This is a genomic window from Kitasatospora sp. NPDC058184 (genome assembly GCF_042883725.1).
Lineage (GTDB): Bacteria > Actinomycetota > Actinomycetes > Streptomycetales > Streptomycetaceae > Kitasatospora.
Genome location: NZ_JBHVVE010000024.1, coordinates 94,436 through 104,980 on the forward strand (window position 1 = coordinate 94,436; position 10,545 = coordinate 104,980).

At 76.1% G+C, this 10,545-nt stretch carries 9 protein-coding genes; 3 read left to right on the forward strand and 6 right to left on the reverse strand.

Annotated elements, in window-relative coordinates; translation table 11 throughout:
• Nucleotides 1-65: 65 nt before the first annotated feature.
• On the reverse strand, nt 66-938 hold the full coding sequence (locus tag ACFVXH_RS33555; RefSeq protein WP_387829632.1) for an ABC transporter permease subunit: 873 nt from the start codon (nt 936-938) through the stop codon (nt 66-68).
• The gene (locus ACFVXH_RS33560) at nt 935-1,858 is read right to left on the reverse strand and encodes an ATP-binding cassette domain-containing protein (protein WP_387829634.1); all 924 of its coding nucleotides are present in this window, start codon (nt 1,856-1,858) and stop codon (nt 935-937) included. The genes ACFVXH_RS33555 and ACFVXH_RS33560 overlap by 4 nt, the downstream gene beginning before the upstream one ends.
• A gap of 126 nt (nt 1,859-1,984) precedes the next feature.
• Between ACFVXH_RS33560 and ACFVXH_RS33565 the strand changes: the two genes are divergently transcribed.
• Both ACFVXH_RS33565 and ACFVXH_RS33570 read left to right on the forward strand, forming a co-directional pair.
• Nucleotides 1,985-3,226 (forward strand): sensor histidine kinase, encoded by a 1,242-nt coding sequence (locus ACFVXH_RS33565; protein WP_387829636.1) that lies wholly within the window; start codon nt 1,985-1,987, stop codon nt 3,224-3,226.
• Between the two features lie 50 nt (nt 3,227-3,276).
• The gene (locus ACFVXH_RS33570; protein WP_387829693.1) at nt 3,277-3,936 is read left to right on the forward strand and encodes a response regulator; all 660 of its coding nucleotides are present in this window, start codon (nt 3,277-3,279) and stop codon (nt 3,934-3,936) included.
• 22 nt (nt 3,937-3,958) lie between these two features.
• Here the strand turns inward: ACFVXH_RS33570 and ACFVXH_RS33575 are convergent, their stop codons facing one another.
• Complete coding sequence (locus tag ACFVXH_RS33575; protein ID WP_074005743.1) at nt 3,959-4,798, reverse strand: SAM-dependent methyltransferase; 840 nt, start codon at nt 4,796-4,798, stop codon at nt 3,959-3,961.
• 99 nt (nt 4,799-4,897) lie between these two features.
• Nucleotides 4,898-5,647, reverse strand: coding sequence for a hypothetical protein (locus ACFVXH_RS33580; RefSeq protein WP_387829638.1), 750 nt, complete (start codon nt 5,645-5,647; stop codon nt 4,898-4,900).
• Nucleotides 5,648-6,092: 445 nt separating this feature from the next.
• On the opposite strand from ACFVXH_RS33580, the gene ACFVXH_RS33585 reads away from it, so the two are divergent.
• The gene (locus tag ACFVXH_RS33585; RefSeq protein ID WP_387829640.1) at nt 6,093-8,891 is read left to right on the forward strand and encodes a hypothetical protein; all 2,799 of its coding nucleotides are present in this window, start codon (nt 6,093-6,095) and stop codon (nt 8,889-8,891) included.
• A 94-nt stretch (nt 8,892-8,985) separates the two neighbouring features.
• Here ACFVXH_RS33585 and ACFVXH_RS33590 read toward each other — a convergent pair whose 3' ends face one another.
• Both ACFVXH_RS33590 and ACFVXH_RS33595 read right to left on the reverse strand, forming a co-directional pair.
• Nucleotides 8,986-10,011, reverse strand: coding sequence for a DUF1648 domain-containing protein (locus ACFVXH_RS33590; protein ID WP_387829642.1), 1,026 nt, complete (start codon nt 10,009-10,011; stop codon nt 8,986-8,988).
• Nucleotides 10,008-10,355: a GntR family transcriptional regulator gene (locus ACFVXH_RS33595; RefSeq protein ID WP_074005740.1), complete on the reverse strand. Its 348-nt coding sequence runs from the start codon at nt 10,353-10,355 to the stop codon at nt 10,008-10,010. Before ACFVXH_RS33595 ends, ACFVXH_RS33590 begins: the two co-directional genes overlap by 4 nt.
• Nucleotides 10,356-10,545: the final 190 nt, after the last annotated feature.

Genomic DNA, 10,545 nt, shown 5'->3' on the forward strand with positions numbered 1-10,545 from the left:
GGCGCGCGGATCGGCCGTCAGCGGTCCCGTCAGTGCTTCTGTCAGTGCTTCTGTCAGTGCTTCCGTCAGTGGTCCCGGCGGTGGACGGCGGCCGCCGCGACGGCGACCGAGGCCAGCGCCCACACCGCGTAGGTGGTCCAGGCCCCTGTGACGGTGGCCGGGTACTCGGACGGCCGCAGGCCCGTCAGGGTGGTCCGGGCCAGGCGCTGCCAGGCGGACAGCGGCAGGGCGTGCAGCAGGTCGGCGCTCCACCGGTAGCGCTCGGTGACCAGCGAGGGGATGAAGAACAGCACCACGACGGTGCCCACCACGGCCCCCGCGCTGTGCCGGATCAGCGCGCCGAGGCCGAGCCCGACCAGGGCGCAGACCGGGCCGAACAGCACTGCCGCCGCGACGTACCGCAGCGCGGCCGGGTCCGTGACGGACTGCCCGATGCCGGTCCCGGACAGGACCGCCTGGCTGATGCCGAAGGAGGCGCCGATGGCGAGCACGCCGTAGCCGGACAGCACGGCGGCCAGCACGCAGGCCTTGGCGGCGAGCACCGCCCGGCGGTCGGGTACGGCCGCCAGGGTGGTGCGGATCAGCCCGGTCGCGTACTCGCCCGTGATGACGAGCGCGCCGAGGCCGCCCGCGACCAGCATCAGGATGTCGGCGGAGGCGGCGCCGAAGGCGTTGTTCAGCGCCACCTGCGCCATCATCACCGGGTCGTCCTCGCCCGGTGTGTAGTGGTCGCGGGTGTACAGCGCGGACTTGAGGCCGGCGGCGACGATCGCCAGGGCGCTGAGGCCGAGCACCCAGGGGACGGAGCGCAGCGACCAGAACTTGATCCACTCGGCGGCCAGCAGGTCGCCGAACCGGGCGCGCGGCTCGGCGGCGCGGGTGCCGGTGCGGGTGTCGGCGGGAACGGTGTCCAGCGGGGTGTTCGAGGAGGTGTTCAACGGGGCTCTCCGGCGGGGTACTCGACGCTGTCGGCGGTCAGGTCCATGAACGCCTCCTCCAGGGAGGCGCCCCTGGGGGTCAGGGCGTGCAGCAACAGGCGGTGCTCCAGGGCGAGTTCGCCGATCCGGGTGGCGTCCACGCCGGTCGCCGCGAGGGCGCCGTCCGGACCGGGCCGCACGGCGGCGCCGACCGCCGTCAACACGGCCGCCAGCCGGTCGGGTTCGGCGGCCCGGACGGTGACGGTGCCCCGGCCGGCCCGGGCGGCGAACGCGGACAGGCTCTCGTCCGCGAGCAGCCGGCCGCGTCCGACCACCACCAGGTGGTCGGCGGTGTGCTCCATCTCGGCCATCATGTGGCTGGAGACGAAGACGGTGCGCCCCTCGGCGGCGAGCCGGCGGAACAGCCCGCGCACCCAGAGCACGCCCTCCGGGTCCAGCCCGTTGAGCGGCTCGTCGAAGAGCAGCACCGGCGGGTCGCCGAGCAGCGCGCCGGCGATGCCGAGCCGCTGCCTCATGCCCAGCGAGTAGCCGCCGATCCGGCGCCCGCCCGCCTCGGCGAGCCCGACCTCGTGCAGCACCTGCTCGACCCGGGCGGCCGGGATCGCGTTGGTGCGGGCGAGCGCCCGCAGGTGGGCCCGGCCGGTCCGCCCGCCGTGGGCGTCGCCCGCGTCCAGCAGCGCGCCGGCGTGCCGCAGGCCGCGCGGCCTGCCGCGGAAGGGGCGGCCGTCGACGGTGACGGCGCCGGAGGTGGGGGCGCTCAGGCCGAGGACCAGCCGCAGGGTGGTGGACTTTCCGGCGCCGTTGGGGCCGAGGAAGCCGGTGACCCGGCCGGGCCGGACGGTGAAGGAGAGACGGTCGACGGCGGTGCGGACGCGGTGGCCGCGGCCGTAGCGCTTCGTCAGCTCGGTGACTTCGATCATGGGCTCCACGGTGCCCGTCCGGCCCGTCCGGCAGCATCGGACCGGCGTCGACATTGCCCGTCACCCCCGGCCGTACAACCACGGCTGGATGACGGCCTCGCCGGACCGTCGTTACGATCTTGGACCATGTCATCGACGCCCTCCCCGCCGCTGCTCCGGCGCGTCCCGCCCGAGGTCTGGGTCGGCCTCGCCTGGTGCGTGGCCGCCGGCTACCCCGCCGTCCGGCTCGGCGGCGACGCCTCGCAGCACCCCGGCGCCGCCGCGCACGGCGGTTGGGCGTTCACCCTGGCCGACACGGTGGTGGCCTTCGCGGGCGCGGCGCTGGTGCGACGGCTGCCGGTGCTCTCCGTCGTCCTGCTGCTGATCGCCGCGTTCACCGAGACCGACGGGTGGGCCGGCGGCGCCCAGGTGCCGCCCGGCGCGCTGCTCGCCGTGGACGTCGCGCTCTGCCTGATCACCGCGACCCGGCCGCGCCGCACCTCGCGGGCCGCCTTCGCGCTGGTGATGGTCCTCCTGGTGGCGCACATCGGCATGGTGCACGGCAACACGGTGGGCATCTTCACCGGCACCCACATCGGCTCGGCCGACGGCGCCGCGCTGCTCGCGCTGGTCGCCTGGCTGGTCGGCCGCTCGGGGCGGCAGAACCGGGAGCACGCGGCGGCGCTCGGCGCACGGGCGGCCGAGGAGGCGGTCACCGCCGAACGGCTGCGGATCGCCCGCGAGATGCACGACACCGTCGCGCACAGCCTCGGCATCGTCGCCCTCCAGGCGGGCGCCGCCCGCCGGGTGATCGACCGTCGGCCGGAGCGGGCCAAGCAGGCGCTGGGCGAGATCGAGGCGGCCGGGCGGGACACCCTGGCGGCGCTGCGCCGGATGCTGGTCGCGCTGCGGGAGGCCGACGGCGAGGCCTCGGCCCCGGTGCCGCAGGGCCTGGCCGACCTCGACCGGCTGGCCGGGGCGACCACCGCGGCGGGGGTGCGGGTGGAGGTGCGGCGGCGCGGCGAACCGGGGCCGCTGCCGCCGGAGGTGGACCTCGCGGCCTTCCGGATCGTCCAGGAGTCGGTCACCAATGTGGTGCGGCACGCGGACACCGACGCCTGTGTGGTGGCGGTGGACCACCGGACGGCGGGGGAGCTGTCCGTCGAGGTCACCGACCGGGGGCGGGGCGTGGGTCCGGTCCGGGGGGCCGGCGGCGGGTTCGGGCTGGCCGGGCTGCGGGAGCGGGTCGCCCTGCTGCGCGGCGAGTTCGAGGCCGGGCCGCTGCCCGGGGGCGGCTTCCGGGTGGCCGCCCGGCTGCCGGTGCCGGTGGCGGTATCGGCGTCGGTACCGGGCTCGTCGGGTTCGTCGGCCGGGGAGGCGGGCGCGTGATCCGGGTCCTGCTGGTCGACGACCAGCCGCTGGTGCGCGCCGCGCTGGAGATGGTGATCGCGGAGACGGCGGACGTCGAGGTGGTCGGCGAGGCGGGCACCGGGGCGGAGGCCGTCCGGCTGGCCGCCGAACTGCGGCCGGACGTCGTGGTGATGGACATCCGGATGCCCGGCATGGACGGCATCGAGGCGACCAGGTTGGTGACCGCCGACGGCGGGCCGACCAGGGTGGTGGTGCTCACCACCTTCGACGAGGACGAGCACGTGTACGCGGCGCTGCACGCCGGGGCGTCCGGCTTCCTGGTCAAGGACATGGCGCTGGATGACATCCTCGGCGCGGTGCGGGTGGTCGCCGCCGGGGACGCGCTGATCGCGCCGGGCGTCACCCGGCGGCTGATCGGGGCGTTCGTCGGGGGCCGTCCGTCGCGGTCGGGGACCGGCGGGCCCGGGCCGGGTGCCCGGGGTGTCACCGCTGTGGCCGCCGCCGTCGCAGCCGAGCGGCGGCTGGCGGCGATCACCGGGCGCGAGCGCGAGATCCTGACCCTGGTCGGCCGGGGCCTGTCCAACACCGAGATCGCCGCCGAACTGGTGCTCAGCATCGCGACCGTCAAGACCTACATGACCCGGCTGCTGGCCAAGCTCGACGCCCGGGACCGGGTGCAGCTGGTCATCCTGGCCTATGAGGCGGGCCTGGTCTCGGTGTCCGGCTGACCGGGCCCGCCGCAGAAACGATTCAGCGCTTGATCGCCACGCCCGCGTACATCGCGATGTCCTGGTCGCGGACGGGCGCGGCACCGGCGTCCGGCCGCCAGTGGTGCACCAGCGTGACGCCCGGGTCGAGCAGCTCGTAGCCGTCGAAGAAGGCCTCCGTCTCGGCCTTGTCGCGGATCTGGAGCGGGATGCCGCGCGCGTTGTACTCACGGCCGACGCCGCCCACGCCCACCGGGTCGGTGTCCCCGGTGAAGACCGTCAGGGCGAGGAAGCTGCCGGGGGCCAGGGCGTCCATGAAGCGGCGCACGATGCCCTGCGGGTCGTCCTCGTCCAGCACGAAGTGGACGATCGCGATCAGCGACAGCGCCACCGGCTGCGAGAAGTCGAGCACCTCGCGCAGCCGGGGGTTGCCGATGATCGACTCCGGGTCGCGGAAGTCGGCCTCCACGTAACAGGTGCGGCCCTCGGGCGTGCTGTCCATCAGGGCCCGCGCGTGGGTCAGCACGATCGGGTCGTTGTCCACGTAGGCGACCCGGGCCTCGGGGTCGACCGCCTGGGCGACCTCGTGCACGTTCGGCGAGGTCGGGATGCCGGTGCCGATGTCGAGGAACTGCCGTACGCCGTACTGCTCGGCGAGTCTGCGCACCGAGCGCTGCATGAACTCGCGGGTGGTGCGCATCGAGGTCGGCAGCGCCGGCCAGGCCCGCACCGAGGCGTGCGCCGCGACCCGGTCCGCCTCGAAGTTGGTCTTGCCGCCGATGAGGTAGTCGTAGACCCGGGCGGAGTGCGGAACGTCCATCCGCAGGTCCACCGACGGGTAGTCCTCGCGCGGACCGTGCTCTGCCCGGACCTCGTTCGCCATGTTCGTTCTCCCGCCGCTGGGCATCCGTCACCAACCGCCCTGGTGGCGGTTCATGGTGCGCATGGTAACGGTCGCCCGCCGCACGGGAATGACAGGGTCTCAGGCGTGCGCCTCCGGGTGCTTCGGGTCGAGCGCGCCGGCGCCCGGCTGACGGGGGACCACGGCGCTGTCGGCGTCGCGCCGCCCGTGCGCCGCGAGTTCGAGGGCGGCGCCCGTCCAGGCGAGGCCGAAGGCCCAGGTGGCCAGCCACTCGCCCAGGTACAGCGGCCGCACCGGCCAGTCGGAGCCGACGCCCGTCACCCCGGCCAGCAGCGAGAGCGCCAAAGCGGCCAGGATCACCACCCCGGCCACCAGGTACGCCGTGCCCACCCGGGCCGGCTGGGCGGAGCGGGGGTTGCGGAAGGAGTAGAGGCAGAAGACCGCCAGCATGACGAACAGCAGGCCGGCGAAGACCAGGTGGAACACCCCGACGGTGCGGTCGAGGCCGGACCCGCCCCCGGTGTACGTCGGGCAGAGCGCGACCCCGAGCGCGAAGAACCCGGCCGCCGTGCTCCAGCGGTCGTCCCGGCGGTCGAAGCGGTAGCAGATCAGGAACACCCCGAGGGCGCACAGCGCGCCGACGAAGACGTTCCGGGTGTCGGTGTAGTACGCGCCGCTCATCGAGTTCGGCCAGAAGCCGTCGGTGCCGCGCCCCGTCAGCTCGGCGGCCAGCCAGTTGCCGAACGGCAGGGCCACCGGCAGCAGGATGCCGATCAGGCCGACGCCGAGGCGCAGGATCGCGATGGTCCGAACGTCCTGGGTGCTCCGCCGGACAGCGGGGGAGTTCTGCGTGCGCACGTCGTGAGTCACGGACGCCTCCTTGCCTTTCGCACGGGCGCGTGGGCCCGCTCGTCCTCCGGCCGCGCGGGACGGGGTGGGGCGGCGTCGGACGGGCGCCGCCACACACCTGAGCGACCGTCAACTGGTGTACCCGCATTGGCGTTCGAAGCACCACCGATTTGAGCGGTTTAGACCCCCGATGACCGTCCGGGGCGCCCCGGACGACCATCCACTACGGACCCGGAGGGCCCGACGGTTCAACTCCCGCGCGGAGAGCGGGACAGCGGCCCCCACCAGCCCCAACCGTGCCTGGACGAGCCTGGATCGATCTGTACCATTCCCTTCCGATCGGTGATCGGATCTGACAGCATCGTCCGGCGACCGGTCGCCGGTGATCCGTGCGCGGTGCGCGCACGACGCGTCCACCCGCGGCCCCTCCGGCGGCCGCCGTCCTGCTGCGCCTCGTGGAGGAGACGTGACCGCCAAGGCCGGCACCCCCGGGGCCGCCCACCGCCCGGCGCACTGGGTCCGCACCCGGCTGCGCGCCGACCCGGGCACCGCCCTGCTGACGGCGGCCCTCGCGTTCGTCACCGTCCTGCTGTCCGTGGCCGTCCCCCGCGTCACCGACCGGGGCGCGGACGCGGCGCTGCGGGACTACGTGCACCGGCAGGGCATCCACGCGACCAGCCTGCACTTCTCCTCCAAGGCCCGGCCGAGCGACACCGCCGCCGACCTCGACGCCGTCGACCGGCAGCTCGTCGAACGGGTCGGCGGGAAGCTCGCGCTGTCCCCGGCGGGCCTGGCGCACGGCTCCGTGACCGATTCCGTCCCGATGTTCAACCCGGGCTACCGCCGGGTGAGCGACAGCGCCCCGCCCAGGCTCTCCCTGGCCCACCTGGCCGGCCTCGCCGACCGGGTCACCCTGGCCGAGGGCAGCCGCCCGGGCCCCGCCACCGCCGGAGCCCCGCTGCCGGTGATGGTCAGCCGGACGGCCGCCGAACTGGTCGGCATCAAGGTCGGTGACGTCGTCGACAGCGGCAGCACCGGCCCCGACAGCCGGCGGACCGCCGTGGTGACCGGCCTGTTCCGGGTCAACGACCCGCTGGACCCGTTCTGGACCGGCCTCGGCTGCCCGGACCGCCCCTGCCTGAACATCGACCTGGAGCACGGCAACTGGCTGGGGGCCACCGGCTTCGTCGACGGCGACAGCCTGGCCGGGCTGACCGGCTGGGGCACGTCCGTCCAGAACTTCTGGCGGGTGGCCGTGGACCCCGCCCCGCTGCGCGCCGACCGGCTGGAGCGGACCCGCGCCGACGTCCTGCCCCTCGTGTCCGGGCCGGGCGTCGCGGCCCTGGCCGACGCGACCGGGCGCGCCGACCTGCGGTCCGTCTCGACGCTGCCCGTCATCCTCGACCGGGCGGCCGAGCGCTACCGGGCCGCGATGGCGCTGAGCGCGATCGGGCCGGCCGGCGTCGCGGGCGTCGCCGTGGTGGTGCTCTGCCTGGCCGCCGCGCTCGGCACCGACCGCCGCGCCGCCGAACTCGGGCTGCTCCGGGCCCGCGGCGGCTCGCGCGGCGGGGTGCTGCTGCGGCTGCTCGGCGAGGGCGCGGTGACCGTGCTGCCCGCCGCCGCGCTCGGGGCGGTGCTCGCCCTGGTGCTGCTGCCCACCCCGCGCTGGGGCCTCGCGGTGGCGGCCGGCCTCGGCACGACCCTGCTCGCGCTGCTCGCCCTCCCGGCCCGCGCCGCCCTGCTGTGGGACCGCCCCCGGCCGACCGGCCGCGGGCGCCGGGTGGTCGGCGAACTCGCGCTGCTGGCCGTCACCGCCGTGGCGGTGGCCGAGGTCCGCCGGCGCGGCGTCGGCCACTCCGGCCGGGGCGTGGACCCGCTGCTGGTGGCCGCCCCGCTGCTGCTCGCCGTCGCCGGCGGGCTGCTGCTGGCGCGGATCGAGCCGGTGGCGACCGGCCGGCTGGCCGCGCTCGTCGGCCGCGGCCGAGGGCTGATCGGCTTCCTCGGCCTCGCCCGGGCCGCCCGGGACGGCTCCGGGCGCCGCCGGCCCTCCGCGCTGCCGCTGCTCGCCCTGCTGATCGCCGTCACCGCGACCGGCTTCGGCGCCACCCTGCTCGCCTCCGTGGACCACGGCAGGCTGCACGCCGGACGGGTCGCGACCGGCGGCGACATCGCCGTCTCCGTCCCGGACTACGCGACCCTGCCGGACCCGTTCCTCAAGGCCGTGGGCGGACTCCCGGAGGCCAGGAGCGCGACCGCGGTCCGGGTGGACCAGCGTGCGCGGTTCGTCGGCGCCGGCCCCAACGACTACACCAAGGTGACCCTGGTGGTCGCCGAGCCGACCGCGTACGCCGCGATCGCCCGCACCCTCGGGGCCGGCGCGTTCGACCCGGCGAAGCTCGCCGGCACCCCCGGCGGCCCGGACACCCCGGTACCCGCGCTGTTCAGCCGCGACCTGGCCGCGCGCCTGGCCGCCGGCGCGCCGACGCTGCACCTGTCCACCGCGAGCGAACTGCGCACCACCGTCGCCGGGATCGTCACCGCGACCCCGGCGCTGCCGGAGCCGGAGCAGCCGTTCGTCGTGGTGCCCAGCGGCCCCGCCGTGGAGCGCCTGCCGGAACTCGGCCGGTGGACCGGGTGGCTGGCCGTCGGCGACGGCCTCGACCCCGGGCGGATCAGGTCGCTCCTCCTGGAGCGGGGCCTGGTCGAGCCGACCGGCCTCGACAAGCTGATCGCGGACGAGGCCGCGGCGGCCGGCCGGGGCAGCCACGGACTGCCGCCCGCCTACCGGGTCGGCAGCAGCCGCGAGTACGCCGCGCAGCTCGCCGACGACCCGTTGCAGCAGGCCGCCGGACGGCTGTTCTGGTACGCGGCCCCGGCCAGCGCCGGATTCGCCGTCCTCGCGGTCCTGTTGACGCTGCTGCGGGCCGCGCCCGACCGTACGGCGGTGCTCGCCCGGCTGCGCACCATGGGCCTGCGGCCACGGCAGGGGCTGGCGCTGATCATCGCCGAGGCGCTGCCGCGGACCCTGGCGGCCTCCGCCGGCGGCGCCGGGGTCGCGGTGCTGGCGGCCGTCCTGCTGGGGCCGGCCTTCGACCTCTCGACCCTGGTCGGGGCCGGGACGGGCGGCTCCCTCGATCCCGCGCCGCTGCCGGTGCTGCTGCCCACCGCGGGCCTGACGCTGGTGGCCTGCCTCGGGGTGGTGCTGGAGACGCTGGTCGCCGGACGGCGGCAGATCGCCACCGAACTGCGCGCGGGGGAGTCCTGAGGGGAGCGGGGGTGAGTGCGGCGAGGGGAGTCGGAACGGCGAGGCGGCCCGGTCGTGGTGACCGGACCGCCGGGTACCCCGCTGCCGAAACGATTCAGCCGGTGGGCTGCCGGGTACGGGCGATCAGCGCGTTGAGCAGTGCGGCCCCGCGCTCGGCGTCGTCGACGCTGACCGCGAAGTCCGTGCCCCGACGGGTGCGGACCACCAGGCAGACGCCCGGGCGCACCATCACGGTGGTGCCGAGCCCGTTGATCCGGTAGCCCCAGCCGCCCGACTGCGCGGCGGTGCGCCGCTCGGCGCGGGCGGAGTCGAGCTCGGCGGGGGACCAGCGGCGGGCGGGCCACCCGAACGGGCCGAAGCCGACGGTCAGGCCGCGGGCCGTCACCCGGGTCCGTACCGAGGAGCAGCCGAGGAGCGCGAGGGCGCCGACGGCGAGCGGCAGCACCAGCACCCAGTCCAGGTCGACGACCCCGCTCGCGGTGAGCAGCACCCCCGCCACCGAGAGCAGCCCGAGCACCGCGGCGGACAGCTGCAGCCACGGGTTGGCGGCCTGGGAGAGCCAGACGACCTGCTCGCCCGGCGGCACCTCCAGCGCCGGTGCCCCGACCGCCGGGTGCCGCTCCGGACGGCCGCCGTAGCGCCGGCCGGCCAGCACCGCCAGCAGCCCGGCGAGGCCGGTGGCCAGCAGGATCAGGACCACCTCGATGCCCATCGGGGCGGCGTCCTGCCAGCGGGCGCGGTCCAGGTTGGCGTGCACGATGGAGGCCTGCGCCCCCGTCAGCAGCACCCCGCCGGCCGCCAGCATCGCCGACGCGGCCCCGGGCGTCCGGCCGGCCCAGTACCGCCGCAGGACCACCGAGATCAGCACCAGGACCGCCCAGAACGCGGCCGGGAAGACCGTGGCCGCCGTCAGCGACATCGAGCCGTCCGGTTCCCGCCCGCCCCAGTGGGTGGCCAGTGGGTCCGGCAGCCGGTGGCGCGCCACCAGCGGCAGGGCGACCAGCAGCGCCAGCACCCCGACCGACCAGGCCGCCGCGGCCCAGACGGCGCCACCGGCCGCCGGTGGCCGCGCGGCGGCCGGCTCCGTGGTCGGTTCCGTGGTGTTCCCCGAGTCCGTCACGACATCCCCCTGATCATGTCCACGAGATCGTTCCTGCTGTAGCCGGCCCGGGCCGCGTCCTCGACCAACTGCCGTACCCGGTCCACCAGTTCGGAGCGGGTGTCGGCGCCGGTCGCGATCGTGATGCCGCGGCCCCGGCGGAACTCCAGCACCCCCTCGTCGCGCAGCGTGCGCAGCCCGCGCAGGACGGTGTTGGTGTTCACCCCCAGGGCCCGGGAGAGCTCCCGGGCCGGGGGCAGCTTGTCCCCGGGGGCGCACTCGCCCTCGGCGACGGCTCGTCTGATCGCGCCGGCGACCTGTTCGTGCAGTGGTCGGGTGTCCCCGATGTCCAGCTTCAGCAACATGGTGCTAGTGACGATAGCACCATTCACGTCTGGTGCCATGGCCCGGGACGGCGGAACGGGCAGCGGTGGGGGGGGGGGCCCGGGCCCCCCCCCCCCCCCCGGCCCGGGGGACGGGGCACAACCGCGCGGCCGGCCAACCGCCCCCTCACCCCAAACCCACGCGCTCCGCCGGGGGCCCCACGCGGGGCCC

Excerpts from the sequence above, each read along its gene's own strand:
- ACFVXH_RS33560 (WP_387829634.1), bottom strand. The coding sequence starts at position 1,858 with ATGATCGAAGTCACCGAGCTGACGAAGCGCTACGGCCGCGGCCACCGC.
- ACFVXH_RS33595 (WP_074005740.1), bottom strand. The coding sequence starts at position 10,355 with ATGTTGCTGAAGCTGGACATCGGGGACACCCGACCACTGCACGAACAG.
- ACFVXH_RS33570 (WP_387829693.1), top strand. The coding sequence starts at position 3,277 with ATGGTGATCGCGGAGACGGCGGACGTCGAGGTGGTCGGCGAGGCGGGC.
- ACFVXH_RS33575 (WP_074005743.1), bottom strand. The coding sequence starts at position 4,798 with ATGGCGAACGAGGTCCGGGCAGAGCACGGTCCGCGCGAGGACTACCCG.
- ACFVXH_RS33565 (WP_387829636.1), top strand. The coding sequence starts at position 1,985 with ATGTCATCGACGCCCTCCCCGCCGCTGCTCCGGCGCGTCCCGCCCGAG.